Consider the following 24,265-nt stretch of genomic DNA (forward strand, 5'->3'; position numbering starts at 1 on the left):
GGTGCGCCGTCCCTCGCGCCGCCACGTCCTCACCAGCACCGTCGCGGTGGTGGTGTGGGCCGTGCTCACCGTCGTGGTGGGCGTCGCACTCTTCCTCGCCGACTCCCGCACCGTCTCGCTGGCCAGCCACGACACCGTCCTGCGGCCCACGCTCGACGGCTCGGTCGTGGTGCGGACCGGCCCGGTGCTGCCCGACCTGCGGCTGGACTCCGGCTCGCGCATCGGCGTCGACGTGCGGCTGGGCAAGACCGAGGCGGAGACCACCGACGAGCTGGTCCAGCGCTACGCCTACATCGCCAGCCAGCCCGAGGGCCCGCGCGTGCGCGTCGCCGGCGTCCTGGGCTCGATGGCCCGTGACGCCGCGCTGCGCGGGGGCGCGATCGCGCTCGTCCCGCTGCTGGTGTGGGCGGCTGTCGGGCGCCAGCGCCGCCGCGACCTGCTGCGCGCCGGCCGGTCCTGGCGCGGCGCCGTCGTGGTGCTCGTCGTCGCCGGACTCGTGGTCGTCCTGCTCGAGCCGTGGGGCGAGGACGACGAGCCGGTCGACGCCGCCCGCGACTGGGTGCCGATCGGCGAGTGGCTCGGCGGGTCGGTGCCGCTCCCGGTCGAGATCGAGGACATCGAGGTCCGCGGCGACGTCACCACCACCCAGACCAAGCGCCTCGTGCAGAGCGCGGTCGACACCTACACCAAGAGCAAGGAGTGGTACGCCGCCGCGGCCGAGGACGCCGCCGACCTCGAGCTCCGGCAGCCCGCCGAGGACGAGACCGTCGTCCTGCTCGTCTCCGACCGCCACGACAACGTCGGCATGGACGAGGTCGCCCGCGCGGTCGGCGACGCCGGCGGGGCGACCGCGGTCTTCGACGCCGGCGACGACACCTCCACCGGCAAGCCGTGGGAGGCGTTCTCGCTCGACTCGGTGACCGCCGCCTTCGAGGACCTCGACCGCTACGGCGTCGCCGGCAACCACGACAACGGCACCTTCGTCCGCGACTACCTCTCCGACCGCGGCTGGACGATGCTCGACAGCACCGAGGGCGAGGTCGTCGACGGCCCCGGCGGCGCCCCGCTCATGGGCATCGACGACCCCCGCTCCAGCGGGCTCGGCAGCTGGCGCGACGAGAGCGGGCTGTCCTTCACCGAGGTCGGCGACCGCCTCGCCGACGTCGTCTGCGACGCCGAGGACCGGGTCGCCACCGTGCTCGTCCACGACGCCAACCTCGGCCGCGAGCTCCTCGACCGCGGCTGCGCCGACCTCGTCGTCGGCGGCCACCTCCACGTCGCCAGCGGGCCCGAGCAGGTGGTCGGCGAGAACGGCGAGGTCGGCTACCGCTTCACCACCGGCACGACCGGCGGGGCGGCGTACGCCATCGCGATCGGCTCGAAGATCCGCCGCACCGCCTCGGTCACCCTCATCACCTACCGCGCCGGCCGGCCGGTGGGCCTGCAGGAGGTCGACCTGCAGACCAACCGCGTCTTCGAGGTGGGGGAGTACGTCGAGCTCACCTACGCCGACGAGGACCGGGTCGAGGCGTCGCGGGTCGACCGAGTGCAGGGGTCACCGGTTAACCGGTGACTCCCGCACATATCGGAGCAGATCTGCCCCGATATGTGCAGGACTGCCCCGATATGTCGCGGGGCAGAGGCCCGGAGCGGCCCCGTGCTCGACCAGCAGGAGCACCCGGCTCAGTAGTAGTCGCGCACGTGCACCGGCCGCCCGCCGAGCAACAGGTCGAGCACGCCGTCGTCGTCGGTGCGCCCGGACAGGTGGCCGGCGAGCCGCAGGTTGGCGGAGTCCTGGGTGCCGGCGTAGGCGAGCGCCAGCCCCTGTGGGGTGTACGCCGCCGCGTCGGCCGGCACGTCGGCGGCCGTGCAGGTGCTGACCGGGTGGCCCCCGGCGTCGTCCGTGCGCAGCAGGTAGCCGCCGTCCATCGTGCCGAGAGGGTCGCCCGCGACCCGGAACGGCACCTCCCACGACCCCGGCGCGAGCCGCAGGCCGGTCAGCGCGCGGGCCGGGTCGTGGACGCGCAGCATGTAGGGCCGGTGGACCACGCGCCGCCACGGATAGCCCGGCAGCACCAGCCGCGCCGCGTCGGCGCCCGAGGTGGTCACCCGCACGGTGGGGGCGACGGTGGCGAACGAGCCGATGACCCGCCACAGCGCCCGGTGCGCGTCCCCGGTCAGCCCGACGAGGTCGCGGACCGTGATCCGGGCGTCCTCCTCGTAGCCGGTCCCGCGGTCCCACGCCACGAAGCCGGTCACCCTGCCGTCGGCGGCCTCGGCGACGGTGATCCCGCTGACCGCGGCCAGCAGCTCCTCGTCGGTGGCGGCGAAGAGCGGCCCGCGGCGGGTGAGCGGGCCGTTCTGGGCGGCGGCCCACGCGTCGTACACCGCCCGGACGGCGGGGACGTCGGCCACCGTCGCGCGCCGCACGGTCGTCCCGTCGGTCGGCGGCCGGACCGCGGCGAGGTCGGCGGTGAGCAGGTCGACCTCGTCGAGCGCGGTCACGACCTCGTAGCCGAGCCGGCGGTAGATGCCCGGCGCGGTCGGGTAGAGGCCGCTGAGCGGCTCGCCGCGTTCGGCGCCCTCGGCGAGTACTGCTGCCAGCAGCCCGGCGAGCAGGCCGCTGCCGCGGTGCTCGGCGGCGACCGCGACGTTGTCGATGCCGCAGGTCGGCACCTGCGTCCCGTGGAACCACGACGCCATCTCGACGCCGCCCACCCGCGCGACGAGCCGGCCGTCCTCGAAGACGCCCCACGGCCGGTGGTAGGGCCGGGGCCACGGGCCCGGCGGCGGGGGAGGCGACCCGGGCGGGAGGTGGCCGAAGGCCTCGGTGCCCAGCGCCGCCCACTGGTCGCGGTCCTCCGCGGTCGCGCGCCGGGTGACGCGTCCCGCACCGTTCGCCGTGCTCGTCATGCCCCGGAACCTACGACGTCGCCGCCGACCTACGCTGGGTGCATGGCGACCAACGTGGAGCGGCTCCTGCCCGGCGAGGACGCGGAGGCGCTGCTCGACCTCGCGCACGCGATCGCGACCGAGAAGCTCGCGCCCCAGGTGGCCGAGATGGAGGAGCGGGCCGAGTTCCCCGCCGAGGCCTACGGGCTGCTCGGGCGGGCGGGCCTGCTGAGCCTGCCGTTCGAGGAGGCCTACGGCGGCGGTGCGCAGCCCTACGAGGTCTACCTGCAGGTCATCGAGGAGATCGCGACCGCCTGGCCGAGCGTCGGCGTCGGCGCGTCGGTCCACTCCCTGACCGCCACCGTGCTGGCCGCCAACGCCACCGAGGAGCAGCGCGCACACTGGCTGCCGCAGATGCTCTCCGGCGACTGGCTCGGCGCCTACGCGCTCTCCGAGCCGCAGGCCGGCTCCGACGTCAGCGCGATCCGGACGCGCGCGGTGCTCGAGGGCTCGCCGGAGGACGGGGAGTACGTCGTCACCGGCACCAAGCAGTGGATCAGCAACGGCTCCCACGCGGACTACTACATCCTCTTCGCCCGCACCGGGGACGACCCGAAGCGCGGGCTGTCGGCCTTCGTGCTGCCCGGCGACACCGCGGGGGTCTCCTTCGGCGCCCCGGAGAAGAAGCTCGGCCTGCACTGCGACGTCACCACCCAGGTGATCCTCGACGGCGCGCGGATCCCCGCCGCCCACCGGATCGGCGCCGAGGGGGCCGGCATGCGGGTCGCGCTCTCCGCCCTCGACGCCGGCCGGCTCGGCATCGCCGCGGTCGCCACCGGCATCGCCCAGGCCGCGCTCGGCCACGCGGTCGCCTACGCCCGCGAGCGCCAGCAGTTCGGCCGGGCCATCGGGGAGTTCCAGGGGCTGCAGTTCCTGCTCGCCGACATGGGCGCCGAGGTGGAGCGGGCGCGGGCGACGTACCTCCACGCCGCCCGGCTCAAGGACGCCGGTCGCCCCTTCTCCCGCCAGGCCAGCATCGCCAAGCTCACCGCCAGCGACGCCGCCATGCGGGTGGCCACCGACGCCGTCCAGGTGCTCGGCGGCAACGGCTACACCCGCGACTACCCCGTCGAGCGGCTCTTCCGCGACGCCAAGATCACCCAGATCTTCGAGGGCACCAACCAGATCCAGCGGATGGTCATCGGGCGCGACCTGTTGCGCTAGCGCGCGACCCTGCACGAGACAAACCTGTGGGCGCCGTCACCTTTCGAGAAGGGCCTCGTTAGGAACTAGTACCTGTTCTAGTTCCAGGAGGATCCGTGCCCACCCTTCGCCGTACCCGAGCACGACGTCGAGCCGGAGCGGTCGCCCTCGGCACCCTGGCCGGCGCGCTCACCCTCTCCCTCGCCGCGTGCGGCTCCCAGCTCGACCCGAACCAGGTCGTCGGGGCCGGCGGCACGGCGGCAGGCGTCCAGGGCGGAGCCGTCGCGGGCGGCGAGGTGCCGGGCGCAGGGACCGGTGGTGACCTCGGCGCGGGCGGTGACCTCGGCACGAGCAGCGGCACGGGTGGCTCGACCGGCGGGACCACCGGCGGCACGGGCGCGACCGGGTCCGGCGGCACGTCCGCCGGCGGTGGCGGCGACGCCCCGCAGCCCGGTGGGGAGAACGCCGCGGACGGCGGCACCAAGGCCGGCTCGTGCGACGGGTTCAAGGACCAGGTCGGCGTCACCAGCAAGACGATCACGATCGGCAACGCCTCCGACATCTCCGGCCCGGTGCCGGGCATCTTCGAGTCCAGCCAGGACGCGGTGAAGGCGTACGTCGCCTACTTCAACGCCTCGACCGACATCTGTGGGCGCAAGCTCTCGCTCAAGACCTACGACAGCCGCACCGACGCCGCCGCCGACCAGCAGGCGTACGCCGACGGCTGTGAGAACGTCTTCGCGATGATCGGGTCGATGTCGGCCTTCGACTCCGGCGGCGCGGCCGCGGCCGAGGGCTGCGGGCTCCCCGACATCCGCTCGGCGATGGTCACCGGTGACCGCGCGAGCTGCGGGACCTGCTTCGGCGCCCAGTCGACGGTGGCCAACCAGTTCCAGAACGCGGTGCCGGACTACGTGAAGAAGAACTTCCCCGACGCGGCCGGCAAGGCCGCGATGCTCTACATCAACGCCGGCGCGGCCGCGGAGAACGGCAAGCTCCAGGCCGCCGCGATGACCAAGCGCGGCATGAAGTTCTCCATGGTCCAGGCGATCGACATCGCGGAGTTCAACTACGCGCCCTACGTCCAGCAGATGAAGGACAAGGGCGTGAAGTACGTTCAGATGATCGCCCAGCCGCCGCAGTTCGTGCGGCTCGCGGACGCGATGCAGCAGCAGGGCTTCAAGCCCGACGTGTTCATGATCGACCCCTCGGCGTACAGCTTGGAGTACATCGAGAGCGGCGGCTCGGCCGTCGACGGCACCACGGTGTTCACCAACTTCGTGCCGTTCGCCGAGGCCAGCAGCAACAAGGAGATGCAGACCTACGTCAGCTGGCTCAACCAGGTCCGCCCGGGTGCGGAGCCGACGTTCTTCGGCGTCTTCTCCTGGTCCGCAGCGCGGTTGTTCGTCGAGCGCGCGGTCGCGCTCGGCGGCAAGCTCAGCCGCGAGAGCCTGGTCGCCGACCTCGGCAAGGTGTCGGACTGGACGGCCAACGGCATGCACTCCCCGCAGTACCCGGGACCGCGCCGCACCGGCGACTGCTGGCGCTTCCTCAAGCTCGACGGCACCTCCTGGGTCCCGACCGGCGGCAACAAGTACACCTGCGCCGGCCTGACGACGGCCTGAGCGGCCGGTGCGGGTCGTGACCGGAGGAGCGAGGCGGGTGGGCCGGCCGGGCTGGTCCATACCCGCGCACCGACCCTGTGATCGGCGTCACCCAGCCGGGCGTCCCTCGTTCAACCGGTACGTCACCCCGCGGAGGAACCCATGACCCAGCAGCGCACCCGGCCCCGGGCCGTCCGCGCGCGCCGCGTCGCGGTGCTGGTGGCGGTCGCCCTGACCGCCGCCTCGCTCGCGGCGTGCGGGTCGCGGATGGACCCCGGCACGGTCGTCGGCCTCAGCGCCGGCACCGGGGTGGGCGACCAGGGCCTGGTCGGGGTCGAGGACGGCGCGGTCGCCGGCGGGGCGCCCGGCGCGGCCGACGACCCGGGCACCACGAGCGGCCTGCCCGGCACGGACACCGGCAGCGGCACCGACGCCGGCCCGAGCGGCAGCGGCGGGTCCGGCAGCGGCAGCACCGGCGGCGGCCCGGGCGCCCCCCAGGCGGGTGCCCAGGGCGGCGGCGCCAACGCCGCGGACGGCGGCGTGAAGGCCGGCTCCTGCGACGGGTTCAAGAACACCACCGGCATCACCGACGACACGATCACCATCGCGAACGCCTCCGACATCTCCGGCCCGGTGCCGGGCATCTTCGAGTCCGCCCAGCAGGCGACCCAGGCGTACGCGGCGTACGCCAACGCCAGCGGCGACATCTGCGGCCGGTCGCTGAAGGTCCTCGAGCTCGACAGCCGCGCCGACGCCGGCGCCGACCAGCAGGCCTACACCCGCGCGTGCGACGAGGCCTTCGCGGCCGTCGGCTCGATGTCGGCCTTCGACTCCGGCGGCGCCGCGACCGCCCAGCAGTGCGGGCTGCCCGACGTGCGCTCCTACTCCGTCAACGGTGACCGCACCCGCTGCACGACCTGCTTCGCGGCGTACGCCGTCCAGCCCGACCTGGTGCCGAACGCGATGCCGCAGTACTGGGCCAAGAAGGCGCCGGCGGCCGTGAAGTCGGTTGCGATGTTCTACGTCAACGCCGGCGCCGCGCCCGCCAACGCCGAGAACTTCCGCGCCGCGTGGGAGAAGAACGGCTGGGACGTGAAGGTCTTCGAGGCCATCGACACCGCCGAGTTCAACTACGCGCCCTACGTCCAGCAGGCCAAGGACGCCGGCGCCCGGCTGGTCAACTACACCGGCCCCTACCAGTTCACGATCCGGCTGCAGCAGGCCATGCGGCAGCAGGGCTTCCGGCCCGAGATCTTCCTGCAGGACGCCACCGTCTACGACCAGCGGTACGTCGACGAGGCCGGCGAGACCGGTGACGGCACCTACGTCTACGCGCAGACCGCGATGCTCGACGACCTCTCCGTGGCCGAGATGAAGCTCTACCGCTCCTGGCTCGAACAGGTCGACCCCGGCGCGCAGCCCAACACCTACGGCGTCTTCGCCTGGTCGGCGGCCCGGCTCTTCGTGGAGCAGGCCGTCGCCCTCGGCGGGAGGCTGACCCGCGCCGCGCTGGTCGAGCGGCTGCGCGGCGTCAAGGACTGGACCGGCAACGGCCTCCACGTCCCGCAGCAGGTCGGTGCGGAGAGCACCGCGAGCTGCGCCTCGATCATCCAGCTCACCAACGGGACGTGGAAGAAGGTCTCGCCCGGCGAGTACCTCTGCGGCTCGATGACGAAGACCGGCCTGGGAGGCTGACCGATGAGTTCCCTGATCTCCTTCACCATCCTCGGGTTGTTCACCGGGGCGGCGTACGCGATCGCGGCGTCGGGCCTGGTGCTCACCTACACCACGACCCGCGTCTTCAACATCGCCCACGGTGCGTTCGGCATGGTGATGGCCTTCGTGTTCTGGGACTTCTCCCAGCGCCAGGGGCTCAACCTGTTCCTCTCGCTCTTCCTGGTGCTCGGCGTGATCGCGCCGGCCATCGGGTGGGGCATCCAGCGCTTCGTCACCAAGGGCCTCGGCGAGGGCCCGGTCTCGGTGGCGCTGGTCGTCACCGTCGGCCTCTTCGTCGGGCTGATCGGCCTGGCCCAGCAGGTCTGGCCGCCGGAGCCGCGGACGGTCCCGCCGTTCATGGCCTCCTCGGGCGTCCAGCTCGGCGACACCTACATCACCGCCCACCAGATCATCACGATCGTCATCTCGATCGGCGTCGCGCTCGGCCTCTACGTGCTGCTCAACCGCACGCGCATCGGCACGGCGATGCGCGCCTCGGTCGACAACCCCGAGCTGCTCAAGCTCTTCGGCGGCAAGCCCGACACCGTCGCGGCGCTGTCGTGGGCGATCGGCATCAGCCTCGCCGCGCTCGGCGGCATCCTGCTCTCCTCGGTGATCGGCCTGTCCTACTACGACCTCACCCTCCTGGTCATCAACGCGTACGCCGCGGCGATGCTGGGCCGGCTCAAGTCGCTCCCGCTGACCTTCGTCGGGGCGATGGGGCTGGGCATCCTGCAGTCGTTCGCGGTGGCCTACCTGCCGAGCGACGGCTTCCTCGCCGGCACGCGGGCCGTCGTGCCCGCGCTGTTCCTCTTCGTCGTGATCGTGCTGATGCCGCAGGCCCAGCTGCGCATCGGCCAGGTCAAGGGCATCGTGTCGGCCCCGCTGCCGTCGATCACCAAGTCGGTCGCCTGGGGCGGGGCGCTGCTCGTCTTCGTGGCGCTGCTCGTCGGCGGCGGCATGTCGACGGCCAACCTGCTGCTGGTCGGCACCGCGGCGACGTACGCGATGGTCATGCTCAGCCTGGTGCTGCTCACCGGCTACGGCGGCCACGTGTCGCTCGCCCAGCTGACCTTCGCGGGCGTGGGCGCGCTGGCCTACGCCAAGCTCGAGCAGCCCAACCTTGCGGGCCTCTTCCTGGCCGCGGCGATCGCGGCCGGCGTCGGTGCCCTGGTGGCGCTGCCGGTGCTGCGCCTGACCGGCCTCTACCTCGCGCTGTCCACGCTGGCCTTCGGCGTGCTGATGGACAAGATGATCTTCCAGGCGGAGTTCGCCTTCGGCTTCAACGGCACCCTGCAGGCCGGCCGGCTCTCGATCCTCGGCAACGCCATCGAGTCGACCGGCGGCTACGTGCTGGTGATGACCCTCTTCCTGGTGCTCATGGGCATCGCGCTGCTGCTCCTGCGGCGCGGGTCGCTCGGCCGGGTCCTCATCGCCATGCGCGACAGCCCGGCCGCCTGCGGCACCCTCGGGCTGGACATGCGGTGGTTCCGGGTGGGCCTGTTCGGCCTCTCGGCCGGCATGGCGGGCCTGGCCGGCGCGCTCTTCGCCGGGCTGCGCGGCACGATCGGCGCGGCCGACTTCCAGTTCTTCAACAGCCTCCCGCTGCTGCTCCTCGCGGTCGTCTTCGGCGTCACCTCGGTGACCGGCGCGACGCTGGGCGGGGTCGGGCTGATGCTGCTGCCGGTCATGCAGTCCAACAACCCCGGCATCGCCGGCCTGATCTTCGCGGTCCTCGGCTTCGGTGCCGTCGCGCTGGGTCGCGACCCCAACGGCCTGGCCAACCTGATGTTCGGCCTCGGCCGGCGCATCCAGGCGCTGGTCCTGCCCCAGCTGCGCGACCGGCTGCCGGTCCTGCCGGGCCGTCGCCCGGACGGGTCCGACGACGGCGAGGACGCCGGGCTCGCCGACCTGCTCCCCGAGACCCCTGACGCCACCGGGAAGGTGCCCGCCCATGTCTGACCACCCGATCGGCGGCGCACACGCCCCGCTCCTCGAGGTCGACCACGTGGTCGTCCAGTTCGGCGGCGTCACCGCCGTCAACGAGGCGACCTTCGTGGCCGACGCCGGCACCGTCACCGGCCTGATCGGCCCCAACGGCGCCGGCAAGACCACCTGCTTCAACGTCATCTCCGGGCTGCAGAAGCCCACCCGCGGCAAGGTCCGCTTCCGCGGCCGCAACGTCACCGGCGCGCCGGTGCACCGCCGCTCCAAGCGGGGGATGGGCCGCACCTTCCAGCGGCTCGAGGCGTTCGGCTCGCTGTCGGTGCGCGACAACGTCCGCGTCGCCTACGACATCCACCGCGGCCTGGCCGGCCTGGTGCGGCCGGGCGCCAAGGACATCGACGCGCTGCTCGACCGGGTCGGCATCTCGTCGTACGCCGACGAGCGCGCCGACTCCATCCCGACCGGCACCGCGCGGCTCCTCGAGCTGGCCCGCTGCCTGGCCGGTGACCCGAAGCTGCTGCTGCTCGACGAGCCCTCCTCGGGCCTCGACGAGTCCGAGACCGACGACTTCGGCGATCTGCTGCGCGACCTGGCCGCCGAGGGCCGCGGGATCCTCATGGTCGAGCACGACATGGACCTGGTGATGGGCGTCTGCGACACCATCCACGTCCTCGACTTCGGCTCGATCATCGCCTCCGGCACGCCGGGGGAGATCCGCCGCGACCCGGCCGTGCAGCGCGCCTACCTCGGCTACTCCGACGAGGTGCCCGAGCACGAGCTCGTCGGCGCCTCCGCCGGCGCCAGCGCCGTCGAGGAGACCCGCACCGACCTCGTTCCGGTCGGCGCGGCCACCGAGGCGACCACCGTGATCCCCGCGGTCGGCGCCACCATCCCGGAGGACGTCCGATGAGCATCCCCATCCTCGAGGTCGTCGACCTCCACGCCGCCTACGGCCGGATCGAGGTGCTGCGCGGCGTCGACCTGTCGGTGCCCAAGGGGGCGGTCATGGCGCTGCTCGGCCCCAACGGCGCCGGGAAGTCGACGCTGGTCAAGGTCATCTCCGGGCAGAAGAAGCCGACCTCCGGCGACATCCACCTCGGCGGCGTGCACGTCAAGGGGGCCGGCGCCGAGGAGCTCGCCCGGCTCGGGCTGTGCACCGTGCCCGAGGGCCGCTCGGTCTTCCCGAACCTCACCGTCGAGGAGAACCTGCGGCTCATGTCGTACGCCGGGGTCTCGGCCGACGCGGTGCTCGACACGGCGTACTCCTACTTCCCGCGGCTCTCCGAGCGGCGCCACCAGCTCGCCGGCACCATGTCCGGCGGCGAGCAGCAGATGCTGGCCATGTCGCGGGCGCTGGCCTCCGACCCGGCGTTGCTGCTGCTCGACGAGCTCTCGATGGGGCTCGCGCCGCTGATCGTCGACGAGCTCTACGACACCGTCGCCCAGATCGCGGCGTCCGGTGTCTCGATCCTCTGCATCGAGCAGTTCGCCCGCACCGCGCTGCGGGTCTCCGACTACGCGGCCGTCATGTCCGGCGGACGCATCGTGGCCTCCGGCGAACCCGCCGAGGTGCTCGAGACCATGTCCGACGTCATCCTCGGAGGTGCCGCGTGAAGCGGACCGTTCTCCCTGTCCTCGCCGGCGGGCTCGTCGCCGCTGTCCTCCCGATCGGCGCCACCACGGCCTCCTCGGCGGCCGCCCCGCCGTCGGCGAAGGAGACGCTCGACTACGGCTACAGCTCCGAGGCCATCTCCTCACCGGTCAAGCTGGAGATCTACGAGCCGGTCATCCCGATCCCGGCCACCCCGCAGTTCGAGCTGAGCCTGGGCTACAGCAAGGTCTCGGCCGACAGCAGCGGCGGCAAGGGCCGCGCGGCGTACTTCTGGCCCGGCGACTCCATCGGCGAGGGCCTCAAGACCGTCGTGGAGAACCTCGGTCTCCCGCCGGAGATCGCCAACCCGATCGCCGAGCAGGGCTACCCGGTCCAGGTGAACTCCGCCTTCCCCGGCGGCCCCGAGTCCGAGGCGCAGGAGCCCTTCCCGGGCTCGGTGTCGCGCACGAGTGCCGCCGAGGGCGACGTCCGCGCCGCGGCCGGGTTCTCCACCGACTGCGACGTCGACGAGCCCGGTGGCGGTGCTGGCGGTGGCGGTGGCGGCGGGCTCCCGGGTCTGCCGGGACTGCCCGGGCTCCCGGGTCTGCCGGGGCTGCCCACGGGCGGCTCCGGTGCCGTCGGCGGCGGGCTGCTCGGCAACCTGCTCGGTGGGCTGACCAGCGGGCTGACCGGCGGGCTCGGCGGCCTGGCCGGCGGGGCCGGCGGGGCCTCGGGAGGCGCGGCGAACCCGCTCGCCGACTTCGGCGCCGCCATCACCGGCCAGGGCGCTGCGCAGAAGGAGGGCGAGGAGGACAAGGCCGCCCCGGAGGCCGCGGCCTGCCAGATCCCGTCCGCGCTCAACGCGCTGATCGACATCGGCGGCATGGCCTCCGCCAGCCGCTCCACCGTCGAGAAGGGCACGGTCACCACGACCACGCGCTCCGCGCTCGGCGAGGTCCGCCTGCTCGGCGGCATCATCACCCTCTCCGGCGTCACCGCGAAGGCCGTCACCAGCAGCGACGGCAAGACCGAGAAGGCGTCGGGCAAGGCGCGGTACGGCACCCTCTCCATCGCCGGCCAGGAGTTCTCCGTCGGCCCCGACGGCTACGAGGCCGTCGGCCAGGGCGGCCCGATCCCCGGCCTGTCCGACAACCCGGCCAAGGCGCTCGAGCAGCTCGGCGTCTCGATCACGCTGCCCCAGCCGGAGCTGACGTCGAAGGGCAAGGAGGCCAACGCTGCCGTCGAGGCGCTCCGCATCCAGGTCGACCTCTCGATCCTCAAGCCGATCCTGTCCCAGATCCCGCTCGGCGACATCCTGGCGCCGATCCCGTTCCCCGGGCAGGCCGGCATCGTCAAGAGCCTGCTCGGCGCGCTCAACCAGCTCTCGCCGCGCATCGTCCTGCACCTCGGCGTCGCCAGCAGCGAGCTCAAGCGGGCGCCCAAGCTCGACCTCCCCACCGGCGAGATCCCGGACAACGACCCGGGCGGCGACGAGGGCGGCGACACCAGCGGCGGCGGCTCCGGCGGCACCGCGGGTGGCAGCACCGGCAGCGCCGGCGCGCCCTCGTCCTCCCCGGCCGACGTCGGTTCCTCCGACGCCGGCGGCGGTGACGCGGCCCCCGCCGACGGCGACCTCGTCGACGCGGCCCCGGTCGGCGCCGGCCTCCCGCCGCTGAACTCCATCCCCGGTGCCCTGCTCTTCGGCGGCATCGCGCTCGCCGCGGTCGCCGGCAGCTACCTCCGCAAGATCGGCGCGCTCGCCCTCGGGGCCGGCTCAGCCTGTCCCCACGGCCTCGACAGCGGCCTGCCCGACCTCCGCAAGGCATGACCGAAAGGCACCCTGAGATGACCACGATGTCCACGCCCGCCTCCGGCGCCCGGATGGGCTCCGGCACCGCGCTCCCGCGTGCCGGCCGGGGCGGCAGCGCCACCGGCGCGGCCCCGCTGAAGAACAACAACTACCAGCTGCTCCAGGTCGTGCTGTTCTGGGCGGGCGCGATCCTGCTCCCGCTCGGCCTGGTCGTCATCGTGCTGGGGTGGTACGGCGCCGCCAACACCCCCTACCAGTACGACCAGCTCTCCTACTTGGTCTCCGGCGGCCTGCTCGGCCTCGGCCTGACCTTCGTCGGCGGGTTCCTCTACTTCGGGGCCTGGCTGGCGCGGATCGCCGACGACGGCCGCGAGTCCTCGAAGCGGCTCGCCGACACCCTGCTCGTGCTGGCCGACGTGACCTCGCGCTCCGCCGCCGTCAACGACCAGGGCGTCGACACCTCGGCGCTGCCGGTCACCGCGGGTGAGGGCACGACCATCCACCGCCGCGACTGCGCGCTCATCGCCCACCGTCAGGACCTCCACCCCGTCGGCGAGGCCGAGGCCCAGGGCCGCGCCGCCCAGCTCACCACCTGCCGGGTCTGCAAGCCCTGACGGTCGGCCCCAGCAGCCACCCGGGGCGCTCCGGGCCGGCCTGCGCCGAGCCCGGTCCCGGCTGCCCCACGGGTCCCGCCGGCCCCACGTCGTACGCGACCCCTGCACATATCGGGGCAGATCTACCCCGATATGTGCAGGAGTCACCGGTTAACCGGTGACCCCGACACCCGGCCCGGGGACCCCATCGAACGAGCAGTCACCCCGCCCCCGGCCCACCCTCGTCGTCGTCGACGGGCGGGGGCGTGAGGGCCTCCTCCGGCTTGGTCGACAGGACGGTGTCGATGTAGTCGCGGGCGGTCTCGAAGAGGTCGACCTCGTGGCCGGCGCGCTCGGAGAGGTACCACCGGTGCACGAGCACCTCGTGGAAGATCTCGGCCGGCTCGAGCTTGCCGCGGGCCTCGGGCGGGACCATCGCCATGAGCGGCTCGAAGACCTCGCCGAGCCAGCGGCTGGCGACGAGCACACGGTCCTCGCGGCCGAGGTCGCGGTGGGCGGCGAAGCGGGAGATGTCGTTGAGCAGCCGCCGGGCCTGGCTGTCCTCGACGTCGAGTCCGGTCAGGGAGCGCAGCTCGCGGCGGTGGTGGCCGAGCTCGACGGCGCGCGGCTGGATGCGCACCGAGTCGCCGTCGTAGTCGGTGACGATGTCGAGCTCCTCGACGTCGAACCCGAGCTCGTTGAGGCGCTCGATGCGCTGCTCGATGCGCCACATCTCGGCGGCGGAGAACTCCTCGACGCCGGTCAGCTCGTCCCACAGCTCGCGGTAGCGCCGCTGGAGCAGGGCGACGATCTCCTCGGCCGGCACCTCGGCGGGCACGAGCCGGCTGGCCTGGAGGTCGAGCAGCTCGGCGAAGACGTTCTCGGTGGCGATGGTGACGTCGTGCTCGCGCATCTGCCGTGACAGCGAGGAGCGCAGCTCGCCGGTCTCGGCGTCGACGAGGTACGCCGCGAAGCCGCCGGCGTCGCGGCGGAACAGCACGTTCGACAGCGACACGTCGCCCCAGAAGAAGTCGGCCAGGTGCAGCCGCACCAGCAGCACGACCATCGCGTCGACGAGCAGCGGCAGCCCCTCGACGGTCGTGCCGTGGCTGAAGAGGCTGCGGTAGGGCAGCGAGAAGCGCAGGTGCTGGGTCAGCAGCGCGGCGGGCAGCTCCTCGCCGTGGGCGTCGACCCGGCCGGTGACGACCCCCTGCGGCATGACCGCGGGCAGGCCGAGGCGCTGGAGGTCGCGCAGCAGGCGGTACTCCCGGAAGGCGATCTCCTCGACGGTCTCCTTGACGGCGTACGTCGAGGTGCCCTGCCGCACGATCCGCACGACGTGCCGGGACAGGCCGCGGGGGAGGGGCACGACGTACCGCTCGTCCCACTCCTCCAGCGGCTCCGACCACGGCAGGCGGAAGAGCGCGGGGTCGGGGCGGTGCGCGACGATGTGGAGGGCCACACCGCCGAGACTAGACCCGCCAGAGCCAGACGCCCGGGCCTTCCGAGGCGGGCACGGTCACGGTGCCGCCGGCCTCGACGAGCGGCGCGGCGTCGCCCTCGGTGGCGAGCACGGGCGAGCCGTCGCCGAAGCCGAGCAGGCCGGCGTCGAGCTCGACCGCGGGCCCGGCGGCGCGCCGGGCGCAGACGAGGACCGAGCCGTGGGGGTGCTCGCGGAGGAAGACGAAGCAGTCGTCGTCGACGTGGGCCCACCGCAGGCCGCCGCGGCGCAGGGCGTCGTGGTCGCGGCGGGCGGCGGCCAGGGCGGCGTACGCCGTGAGCGTGGCGTGGTCCCACTCCTCGCGGCGGTCCCAGGGCATGGGCCGGCGCGAGTCCTCGCCGAGCACGCCCTCGAGGCCGATCTCGTCGCCGGCGAGGAGCATCGGCACGCCGGGCAGCGTGAACTGCAGGCCGGCGGCCACCCGGTGCACCTCCGGCGACCCGGCGACGGTGCGGATGCGGGCGCTGTCGTGAGAGCCGAGGATGTTCCACGACTGGCTCGCCGCCCGCCAGCCGAAGCGGGCCAGCCACTCGCGGAACGTGCGCAGCACCAGCGGGCCGGGCCGGCGCGGCACCGGCAGCGGCCGGCCGAACGGGCGGGCCGGCGAGGCGGGGTCGCGCACCCACGACCAGACCGGCCAGGAGAAGCCGGAGTAGTTCATCGTGCCGTGCCAGCCGTCGCCGTCGACGTCGCCCGAGGCGTCGTGGTTGTGCTCGCCGATGACCAGCGGGTCGGGACGCTCGGCCTCGGCCGTGCGGCGCACCGCGCGGGCGACGTCGTGGTTGACGTCGACCGCGCCGAGGCGGCCGGTCATGTTGGCGACGTCGATGCGCCAGCCGTCGACGTCGAAGGGCGGGCGCAGCCAGCGGGCGACGACCGAGTCGGGGCCCTCGACCATCGCGGCGCGCAGGTCGGGGTCGGCGAGGTTGAGCTTCGGCAACGTGCCGTGGCCCATCCAGCACTCGTAGGAGCCGTCGTGGTTGAAGTAGTACCAGCCGCGGGTGGGGGAGGCCGGGTCGCTCGAGGCGCTGCGGAACCACTCGTGGGTGTCGCCGGTGTGGTTGGTGGTCAGGTCGCCGAGCAGCCGCCAGCCGCGCTCGTGGACGGCGGCGGAGAGCCGGGCGTACGCCGCGTCGCCGCCGAGCAGCGGGTCGACGCCGTCGAAGGTGGAGGCGTTGTAGCGGTGGTTGCTCTCGCCGGGGAAGACCGGCGTCGTGTAGACCACCGAGACGCCGACCTGCTCGAGGTGGTCGAGGTGCTCGACGACGCCGTCGAGGTCGCCGCCGAAGAACTGGGTCGGTGTGCGCGGGTCGGAGCCCTCGAAGACCACCTCGTCGTCCCACGCGGCCGGCACGGCCCAGGCGGGCGTCGGCCGCTCGTCGGCGGCCGCCGAGCGGGCGAACCGGTCGGGGAAGACCTGGTAGACGACGCCGTCGCGGCCCCAGTCCGGCGCGGAGGGGTAGGTCGAGACGCGGAAGTCGAAGGTGTCCGGCACGTCGTGGCGGTGCACGCCCGCGGCGGTCAGCCAGCGCTGGTCCTCCTCGGGGGTGCCCGCGCCGGTGCTGATGAGGAAGCGGTAGTGCGCGACCGGGTTGTGGACCGGCAGCTCGCCCTCCCACCAGACCGTGTGCTCGTCGCGCTCGACCGGCCCGCACGCGTGGTAGACCGGCTCGGCGTCGTACGTCGTACGCAGCCAGACCTGGTCGACGGGGTCGCTCGCGGCCGTGCGGACGCGGACCTTGACCGTCCAGCCCAGTGTCGGTGCCTCGTGCTCGAGGTAGAGCGGGGACCCGTCGTGGTGCGGTTCGTGCAGGAGGCTCACCGCACCAGGGTCGCCCGCGTCGTCGCGCCCGGCCAAAGCCGCGTCGACGTGACGCTGGTCCAACGGACGCCGCACGTGGCTGGTCGAACTAGAACGTGTTCCAGTACGGTCCGCGCATGACCTCCGCTCCCGCTGCCTCCCCCTCCTCCTCCGGCGAGCCGCGCGTCGTCGTCGTCACCGGCGCCGCGTCCGGCATCGGCCGCGCCACCGCCGAGCTCTTCCGCGACCAGGGGGCGACGGTCTTCGGGCTCGACGTGCAGCCCGGGGCGCCGGACGGGGTGACGTACGTCGAGTGCAACGTCGCCTCGCGCGAGTCCGTCGACGCCGCGATCGCCGAGTGCGCGCAGCACGGCCGGATCGACGTGCTGGCCAACGTTGCCGGCGTGGTGCAGTTCGGCCACTTCGACCAGATCACCGACGCCGAGTGGGACCGCGTGCACGCGATCGACCTCAAGGGCCCGTTCATGACGATCCAGGCCGCGCTGCCGCACCTGCGCGCCTGCGGCGGCAACATCGTCAACGTCAGCTCGGTCGCCGGCCGGATCCCGCAGCCGTACGCCGTCGCGTACGCCGCCGCCAAGGGTGGCCTGACCCAGCTGACGAAGTCGCTGGCGCTCGAGCTCTCGCCCGAGGGGATCCGCGTCAACGCCGTGTGCCCCGGCACCGTCGACACCCCGATCGTGTCCCACGTCGCCGGCATCATGCCCTCGGACATGGACCCCCGCGTGGCGGACCGGCTGATCATGATGCTGCCCGGCCCTGCCATCTCCCCGGCCGAGATCGGCGAGTCGATCGTCTACCTCGCCTCGCCCGCCGCGCGGATGATCACCGGCGCCGTCCTCGCCTTCGACGGCGGCATGGGCTGATCCCTGCCCCGCCCGCACCGGCAACTAGCATGTGCGCGGCCGCTCGACCTCCGTGTCGGCCGGCCGCGCCGGTGTAGCTCAGTTGGTAGAGCGCCTCTCTTGTAAAGAGGATGTCGCGGGTTCGACTCCTGTCACCGGCTCTCCCTCGTCCTGCCGCCCCCCGTCCCTCTGCCCTCCGGCTCGTGCTGTCCAGCGTGCGCTGGAGCGCACTCCTGGCAGCACGAGGCGGGCGGGGGTCCGCCTCACCCGCAGGGATGTGATGTACGCCGAGTGGCGCGGCCGCGGGCATGGCGCGGCGGGACGCCGGGTATCGGCTCCTCAATCGATCCGGGGAGTGATTCCACGATGGCAGCGAACATGTCTGCACCGAGCACCACCGCGGCCGCCGAGAGCCGCGACACGATGGTCGCTCTGGCGATGCTGTGGCTGATCCCGGCGCTGGCCTTCATGGCCGCGCTGCTGATGATCGGCTGACGGACCCACCAGGGCTGCAGTCACGACGAGTCGGCGTCGACGGGCCGGCACCAGCACGACCTCGTGCGCGAGCGGTCGCTCACGGCCCCTCAGTCGGAACAGATTCACCGGTCGACCGGTGGATCGGTCAACCTGACCGACAGATTCGTCGGCCCGACCGAAGGAACTCACGCTGGACCGACGAAGGTTCATCGGTCCAGCGTGAGTTTCTTCGGTCAAGTCCCGAGGCGCCGGCGACCGCTGCTCCCGTGGCGGGCGTCAGCGGAGCTGGCGCACCTCGAACGACGCCGGCGGCGACGCGATGGCGTCCTGCGCGGCGACCAGCTGGATCTCGCGGGTGCCCGCGGCGATCGTCGCCTCGAGCACCGCGAAGACCGACGACGTGGTGCGCGAGAGCGCCTCGGCCGGTGAGCCGGTCGAGCGCAGGTGGGCGAGGTAGAGCGCGGCGGTGACGTCGCCGCAGCCGTTGGGCGTGATCGGCAGCAACGGGGTGGTGACCGCCCAGGCGCCGGCGTCGGAGACGGCGACGACGTCGAGCGAGCCGTCCGGCACGTCCTGGTGCAGCACGCTGGTGATCAGCACGTCGCGCGGACCCGTCGCGCGCACGGCGTCGACCGCCCCGAGCACCTCGTCGAGCGTGGTGGTCGTGCGGCCGGCGAGGAAGTCGAGCTCGAAGTGGTTCGGCGTGACGATGTCGGCGCGGGGGACGACGGTGTCGCGCATGTACTCCGGGATGCCGGGCTTGACGAACATCCCGCGGCCCACGTCGCCCATGACCGGGTCGCAGCAGTAGACCGCCTCCGGGTTGAGCGCCTTGACCTTCGCGACGGCGTCGAGCACGACCGCCCCGACCGCCGGGTCGCCCTGGTAGCCCGACAGGACCGCGTCGGCCTCGCCGAGCACCCCGCGGTCCTCGATGCCCGCGATCACGTCGGCCACGTCGGCGGGCGCGAGGAGCGGCCCGCGCCACGCGCCGTACCCGGTGTGGTTGGAGAAGTGCACGGTCAGTACCGGCCAGACCTCGTGACCCAGCCGCTGGAGGGGGAAGACGGCCGCGGAGTTGCCCACGTGGCCGTAGGCGACCGACGACTGGATCGACAGGATCTTCACGCCACCGATCCTCCCGTCCGATCCGTGGTCCAGCAAACTAGAACAAGTTACAGTCATGCCCTAACGTGGGCCCCGACACATTCCGAGGGTATGTGAGCTCGGGCCCGACACCGCCGCTCGGCGACACGGACAACGAACGATCCAGGGGACGCACATGGCCAAGACAGCCCTGAAGAACGAAGCCGACTACATCGTGGTGGGCTCCGGCAGCGCCGGGGCGGCGATCGCCGGTCGCCTCGCCGAGTCCGGCGCCAGCGTCATCGTGCTCGAGGCGGGCAAGAGCGACAACCAGTTCCTCACCAAGAAGCCAGGGATGATCGGGCCGATGCACGCCGAGCCCAAGATCAAGAAGATCAACGACTGGGGCTACTACTCGGTGCCGCAGAAGCACATCCTCGACCGCAAGATGCCGGTCCCGCGCGGCAAGGTCCTCGGCGGGTCGAGCTCGGTCAACGGCATGGTCTACGTGCGCGGCAACCGCGCCAACTACGACGCCTGGGCCGCCGAGGGCTGCACCGGCTGGGACGCCGACTCGGTCAACGCGGCGTACAAGCGCATGGAGGACTACGAGGGCGGCGAGAACGCCTTCCGCGGCACCGGCGGCCCGATCAAGGTCACCCGCAACAAGGCTCCGCAGGAGGGGTCGCTGCAGTTCCTGCAGGCCACCGCGGACACCATCGGCTGCTCGATCCTCGACGACTACAACGGTGAGTCGCAGGAGGGCGTCAGCCGGATGCAGCAGAACGCCGCCGACGGGCTGCGCTACAGCGCCTCGCGCGGCTACATCCACCACCTCGCGCCGCCGACCCTCGACGTGCAGACCCAGGTGCTGGTCACCAAGGTCGTCATCGACAACGGCCGTGCCACCGGCGTCGAGGTCCGCGACAAGGACGGCAGCAGCCGCACGATCCGCGCCGGCAAGGAGGTCATCCTCGCGGCGGGCTTCGTCGGCTCCCCGCAGATCCTCATGCTCTCGGGCATCGGCCACGCCCAGCACCTCAAGGACCACGGCATCCCGGTCGTCGCGGACCTCCCGGTCGGCGACAACCTGCACGACCACATGTTCCACGCGATGACCTTCCACGCGACGACGTCGAAGATGCGCGGCAACGCGTTCTTCTTCGCCAAGGGCGTCGCCAAGGAGGTCCTGCGGCCCGGTACGACGTTCCTGGCCAACTCGGTCTTCGAGATCCTCGCCTTCCTCAAGACCTCCCAGGCCACCGACGTCCCGGACCTGCAGCTGCACCTGCTGCCCTGGTCCTACGTCTCGCCCAACCAGGACGCCGCCATCCGCCACGAGGTCTCGCCGCTGCCGGCGCTGACCGTGCTGACCACGCTGATCTACCCGCGCAGCCGCGGCACGCTGCGGCTGGCCTCGGCCGACCCGACCGCGGCCCCGCTCATCGACCCGCAGTACCTCGCGGAGTCCGCCGACCTCGACCTGCTCGCCGAGGGGTCGGGGATGGTCCGCGAGATCATGGGCGCCGCGGCGTTCGGCGGGGCGATCAAGGACGAGATCCACCCCGGTCGCCACCTGCAGGGGTCCGACCTGCGCCAGGAGATCCTCAACCGCGCCACGTCGGTCTACCACGGTGTCGGCACCTGCCGGATGGGCGTCGACGAGCTCGCCGTGGTCACCCCCGACCTCAAGGTCCGCGGCATCGAGGGCCTGCGCGTGGCCGACGCCTCGATCATGCCGTCGATCACCGGCGGCAACACCAACGCGCCCGCGATCATGATCGGCGAGCGCGGCGCCGACCTCGTCCTCGGGAGGGGCTGAGCATGACCACCACCGACGACCGTCCCGCGACCGCCGCGGCGACGCCGGCGGCGCGGGTCCGCCGGCCCGCGACGCTGACCGACGCGTTCCTGCGCGACCTCGTCGCGCGGGTCCCCGGCTCGGGCGGGCAGACCTGGGACCTCACCGAGGTCTACACCGGCGAGACGCTGGTGCAGCTGCCGCAGTCGACGCCGGCCGACATCGAGCGCGCCTTCGCCGCCGCCCGGTCGGCGCAGCAGGAGTGGGCGTCGTGGCCGCTGCGCAAGCGGCTCAAGGTGTTCAAGAAGGCGCACTCGCTGCTCATCGACAACGCGCAGCTGACTGCGGACCTCATCCAGGCCGAGAGCGGCAAGAACCGCCGGATGGCCATCGAGGAGACCTGCGACCCGCCGATGGTCATCAGCCACTACCTCAAGCGGGCGCCGAAGCTGCTCAAGCCCGTCACCCGCGGTGGCCCCGTCCCGGTCGTCTCCACCTCCACCGAGATCCGCCAGCCCAAGGGCGTCGTCGGGATCATCGCGCCCTGGAACTTCCCGTTCGCCACCGGTCTCTCCGACGCGATCCCCGCGCTGATGGCCGGCAACGCGATCGTGCTCAAGCCCGACAACAAGACCGCGCTGTCGCCGCTGCACGGCATCAAGCTGCTCGAGCAGGCCGGCCTGCCCAAGGGGCTCTTCCAGGTCGTCTGCGGCGAGGGCCCCGACGTCGGTCCGACGCTGATCGACAACGCCAACTACGTGATGTTCACGGGCTCGACCGCCACCGGCCGGGTCATCGGCGAGCGCGCCGGCCGCAACCTGATCGGTTGCTGCCTCGAGCTCGGCGGCAAGAACCCGATGATCGTCCTCGACGACGTCGACCCCGACGAGTGGGTCGCCGGCGCGCTGTTCGGCGTCTTCGGCAACACCGGCCAGATCTGCATGCACATCGAGCGCATCTACCTGCCCGAGAGTCGGTACGACGAGCTGAAGGCCCGCTTCGTCGCCGCGGCCGAGAGCCTGCGCGTCGCCGCGGCGTACGACTTCGGGCCCGAGCTGGGCTCGCTCATCTCGGTCGACCACATGCAGCGCGTGCACAGCCACGTGCAGGACGCCGTCGCCAAGGGCGCCACGATCGTCACCGGAGGCGACCCGCGGCCCGACATCGGTCCGGCGTTCTTCGAGCCGACCGTGCTCGAGGGCGTCACCACGGACATGCTCACCGGCTGCATGGAGACCTTCGGCCCGGTCGTCGCGCTGCATCCCTACCGCAGCGTCGACCAGGCCGTCGCGCTCGCGAACGACACCGACTACGGCCTCAACGCCTCGGTGTGGGGCGCCGACGTCGACCGAGCCGTCTCCGTCGCCCGCCGCATCCACGCCGGCAACGTCAACGTCAACGACTCCCTCGCCACGGCCTACGCCTCCAAGGGGACCCCGTCCGGCGGCGTCAAGCAGTCCGGCGTCGGCGCCCGCCACGGCGACCAGGGCCTGCTGAAGTACACCGACGTGCAGAACCTCGCCGTGCTCAAGAAGCAGGTCATGGGCGCCCGCCTCGGCCAGGACTACGACGAGTACGTCAAGGGGATGCTCACCGGCCTGAAGATGATGCGGCGGACGCGGATCCGCTGACGTCCTGCTCGTCGGGGTGAGGTCGTCCCGGGCGCAGCAAAGGCCCAGAAGCTGCAGGCGTACCACCTGTTGGTGGTACGCCTGCAGGGGTTCTGGGCCTCCGCGTCGGGTTCTGGGCCGATGCAACGGCCCAGAAGGTCAGGCATCCCACCTCTTGGTGGTACGCCTGCACGCGGCCGTCAGGCCACCTGCAACGACCGCTTCGACAGCCCCATCCAGAAGCCGTCGATGACCTGGAGGCCGGGCTCGTCGGGGGCGGTGGCGGCACCGAGGGTCACGAAGAGCGGCGTGTAGTGCTCGACGGTGGGGTGGGCGTAGGGCATGCCGGGCGCCTTCGAGCGGTACGCCGCGAGCGTGTCCACGTCGCCGCGGGCGAGCGCCTCGCCCGCCCACGCGTCGAACTCCGAGGACCAGCCGGGGGCGGCCGCGTCGAGGCGCCAGTCGGTGAGGAACGGCAGCCCGTGGGTGAGGAAGCCCGACCCGATGACCAGCACGCCCTCGTCGCGCAGCGGGCGGATCCGCTCGCCGAGCGCCATCAGGCGGACCGGGTCGTGGGTGGGCAGCGACATCTGCAGGACGGGGATGTCGGCCTCGGGGTACATGATCCGCAGCGGCACCCACGCGCCGTGGTCGAGACCGCGCGAGGTGTGCCGGTGGACCGGCTCGCCGGCCGGCATCATCGCCGCGACGCGGTCCGCGAGCGCGGTGGCGTCGGGGGTCTCGTAGGTCATCCGGTAGTACTTCGGGTCGAAGCCACCGAAGTCGTAGACGAGCGGCGCGCCGCTGGCCGAGAGCGAGACCGGCGCGGACTCCCAGTGGGCGCTGACGATGAGGATCGCCTTCGGCCGCGGCAGGTCGGCAGCCCAGGCGGCGAGCTGGCCCGACCAGGTCGGGTCGTCGAGGAGCGGCGGGGCGCCGTGGCCGATGTAGAGGGCGGGCATCCGGTCGGCGGTGGGCGTGGTCATCACATCTCCAAGTAGTTGATGATTCAACATTAGCCCAGAGGAAGCCGCCAGTCCACCCCGTCCGCGCCCTGGCGGGCGAGCAGGTCGTTCACCGCGCTGAACGGCCGCGAGCCGAAGAAGCCGCGGGAGGCCGAGAGGGGGGAGGGGTGCGGCGAGGCGACGTACGGCGTCGTGCCCAGCATCGGCACCAGTCCCTGGGCGTCGCGGCCCCACAGGATCGCCGCGAGCGGGCCGCCGCGGGCCACGAGCGCCTCGATCGCGCGGGCGGTCACCTCCTCCCAGCCCCGGCCCCGGTGGGCGGCGGAGGCGCCGGGCTGCACGGTGAGCACGCGGTTGAGCAGCATGACGCCGGCGTCGGTCCAGGCGGTCAGGTCGCCGTGCGCGGGCGTCTCGATGCCGAGGTCGGAGCGCAGCTCGGTGTAGATGTTCGCCAGCGACCGCGGAATCGGCCGCACGTGCGCGTCGACGGCGAAGCTCAGGCCGATCGGGTGGCCCGGCGTGGGGTAGGGGTCCTGCCCGACCACGAGCACGCGGACGTCGGCCATCGGTCGGCGGAACGCCGCGAAGACGCGGTCCCCGGCCGGCAGGTAGCCGCGGCCGGCCGCCACCTCCGCGCGCAGGAACTGACCCAGCTCCGCGATCCGGTCGTCGACCGGCGCGAGGGCTTCGGCCCAGTCGGGGGCGACGAGTCCCTGGTCCACGAGTCCGGCGAGTGCGCTCACGCCCGTGACGGTAGCGACGCCCCCCGACGACCGGATCGGACGACCAGGTGGGGCTGACC

At 72.8% G+C, this 24,265-nt stretch carries 18 protein-coding genes and 1 tRNA gene; 13 read left to right on the forward strand and 6 right to left on the reverse strand.

The genetic code is table 11. The annotated features are described in order from the left end of the window. The first annotated feature begins 1 nt into the window (after position 1). Positions 2 to 1,573, forward strand: a complete 1,572-nt coding sequence (locus tag QWY29_RS14315) for a metallophosphoesterase (RefSeq protein WP_300961703.1) — start codon at positions 2 to 4, stop codon at positions 1,571 to 1,573. A gap of 110 nt (positions 1,574 to 1,683) precedes the next feature. Here QWY29_RS14315 and QWY29_RS14320 read toward each other — a convergent pair whose 3' ends face one another. Then, positions 1,684 to 2,913 (reverse strand): GNAT family N-acetyltransferase, encoded by a 1,230-nt coding sequence (locus tag QWY29_RS14320; protein WP_300961704.1) that lies wholly within the window; start codon positions 2,911 to 2,913, stop codon positions 1,684 to 1,686. Between the two features lie 42 nt (positions 2,914 to 2,955). Between QWY29_RS14320 and QWY29_RS14325 the strand changes: the two genes are divergently transcribed. The 8 genes from QWY29_RS14325 (at position 2,956) to QWY29_RS14360 (ending at position 13,377) form a co-directional block, all read left to right on the forward strand. After that, on the forward strand, positions 2,956 to 4,116 hold the full coding sequence (locus tag QWY29_RS14325) for an acyl-CoA dehydrogenase family protein (RefSeq protein WP_300961705.1): 1,161 nt from the start codon (positions 2,956 to 2,958) through the stop codon (positions 4,114 to 4,116). A 95-nt stretch (positions 4,117 to 4,211) separates the two neighbouring features. Further along, positions 4,212 to 5,720 carry an ABC transporter substrate-binding protein gene (locus QWY29_RS14330; protein WP_300961706.1) on the forward strand — a complete coding sequence of 503 codons (1,509 nt, stop codon included), beginning with the start codon at positions 4,212 to 4,214 and terminating at the stop codon, positions 5,718 to 5,720. 141 nt (positions 5,721 to 5,861) lie between these two features. Then, positions 5,862 to 7,394 (forward strand): ABC transporter substrate-binding protein, encoded by a 1,533-nt coding sequence (locus QWY29_RS14335; protein WP_300961707.1) that lies wholly within the window; start codon positions 5,862 to 5,864, stop codon positions 7,392 to 7,394. Positions 7,395 to 7,397: 3 nt separating this feature from the next. Further along, a complete protein-coding gene (locus QWY29_RS14340) occupies positions 7,398 to 9,377 on the forward strand; it encodes a branched-chain amino acid ABC transporter permease (RefSeq protein WP_300961708.1) in 1,980 nt (659 codons plus the stop codon). Then, entirely contained in the window at positions 9,370 to 10,272 is a 903-nt protein-coding gene (locus QWY29_RS14345) for an ABC transporter ATP-binding protein (RefSeq protein ID WP_300961709.1), read from the forward strand. Before QWY29_RS14340 ends, QWY29_RS14345 begins: the two co-directional genes overlap by 8 nt. After that, positions 10,269 to 10,976 carry an ABC transporter ATP-binding protein gene (locus QWY29_RS14350; RefSeq protein WP_300961710.1) on the forward strand — a complete coding sequence of 236 codons (708 nt, stop codon included), beginning with the start codon at positions 10,269 to 10,271 and terminating at the stop codon, positions 10,974 to 10,976. Before QWY29_RS14345 ends, QWY29_RS14350 begins: the two co-directional genes overlap by 4 nt. Beyond that, on the forward strand, positions 10,973 to 12,781 hold the full coding sequence (locus tag QWY29_RS14355; protein ID WP_300961711.1) for a choice-of-anchor P family protein: 1,809 nt from the start codon (positions 10,973 to 10,975) through the stop codon (positions 12,779 to 12,781). Before QWY29_RS14350 ends, QWY29_RS14355 begins: the two co-directional genes overlap by 4 nt. A 17-nt stretch (positions 12,782 to 12,798) precedes the next feature. After that, entirely contained in the window at positions 12,799 to 13,377 is a 579-nt protein-coding gene (locus QWY29_RS14360) for a hypothetical protein (protein ID WP_300961712.1), read from the forward strand. A 199-nt stretch (positions 13,378 to 13,576) separates the two neighbouring features. On the opposite strand, the gene QWY29_RS14365 is transcribed toward QWY29_RS14360, so the two are convergent. Both QWY29_RS14365 and QWY29_RS14370 read right to left on the reverse strand, forming a co-directional pair. Further along, a complete protein-coding gene (locus QWY29_RS14365) occupies positions 13,577 to 14,818 on the reverse strand; it encodes a DUF4032 domain-containing protein (protein WP_300961713.1) in 1,242 nt (413 codons plus the stop codon). Positions 14,819 to 14,828: 10 nt separating this feature from the next. Then, entirely contained in the window at positions 14,829 to 16,679 is a 1,851-nt protein-coding gene (locus QWY29_RS14370) for a glycoside hydrolase family 13 protein (RefSeq protein WP_300961714.1), read from the reverse strand. A gap of 116 nt (positions 16,680 to 16,795) precedes the next feature. Between QWY29_RS14370 and QWY29_RS14375 the strand changes: the two genes are divergently transcribed. Beyond that, positions 16,796 to 17,545 (forward strand): SDR family NAD(P)-dependent oxidoreductase, encoded by a 750-nt coding sequence (locus tag QWY29_RS14375; protein WP_300961715.1) that lies wholly within the window; start codon positions 16,796 to 16,798, stop codon positions 17,543 to 17,545. A gap of 67 nt (positions 17,546 to 17,612) precedes the next feature. Then, positions 17,613 to 17,685, forward strand: a tRNA-Thr gene (locus tag QWY29_RS14380). A 592-nt stretch (positions 17,686 to 18,277) separates the two neighbouring features. Here QWY29_RS14380 and pdxY read toward each other — a convergent pair. Continuing rightward, complete coding sequence (pdxY, locus tag QWY29_RS14385; RefSeq protein ID WP_300961716.1) at positions 18,278 to 19,129, reverse strand: pyridoxal kinase PdxY; 852 nt, start codon at positions 19,127 to 19,129, stop codon at positions 18,278 to 18,280. A 154-nt stretch (positions 19,130 to 19,283) separates the two neighbouring features. On the opposite strand from pdxY, the gene QWY29_RS14390 reads away from it, so the two are divergent. Together QWY29_RS14390 and QWY29_RS14395 are read left to right on the forward strand one after the other, a co-directional pair. Continuing rightward, entirely contained in the window at positions 19,284 to 20,909 is a 1,626-nt protein-coding gene (locus QWY29_RS14390) for a GMC family oxidoreductase (RefSeq protein WP_300961717.1), read from the forward strand. Positions 20,910 to 20,911: 2 nt separating this feature from the next. Continuing rightward, positions 20,912 to 22,519: a succinic semialdehyde dehydrogenase gene (locus QWY29_RS14395; RefSeq protein ID WP_300961718.1), complete on the forward strand. Its 1,608-nt coding sequence runs from the start codon at positions 20,912 to 20,914 to the stop codon at positions 22,517 to 22,519. Between the two features lie 179 nt (positions 22,520 to 22,698). On the opposite strand, the gene QWY29_RS14400 is transcribed toward QWY29_RS14395, so the two are convergent. After that, positions 22,699 to 23,484: a dioxygenase family protein gene (locus QWY29_RS14400; RefSeq protein WP_300961719.1), complete on the reverse strand. Its 786-nt coding sequence runs from the start codon at positions 23,482 to 23,484 to the stop codon at positions 22,699 to 22,701. Positions 23,485 to 23,513: 29 nt separating this feature from the next. After that, positions 23,514 to 24,206 (reverse strand): uracil-DNA glycosylase, encoded by a 693-nt coding sequence (locus QWY29_RS14405; RefSeq protein WP_300961720.1) that lies wholly within the window; start codon positions 24,204 to 24,206, stop codon positions 23,514 to 23,516. Between the last annotated feature and the right edge of the window lie 59 nt (positions 24,207 to 24,265).

Source organism: Nocardioides abyssi (assembly GCF_030412915.1).
GTDB lineage: Bacteria > Actinomycetota > Actinomycetes > Propionibacteriales > Nocardioidaceae > Nocardioides > Nocardioides abyssi.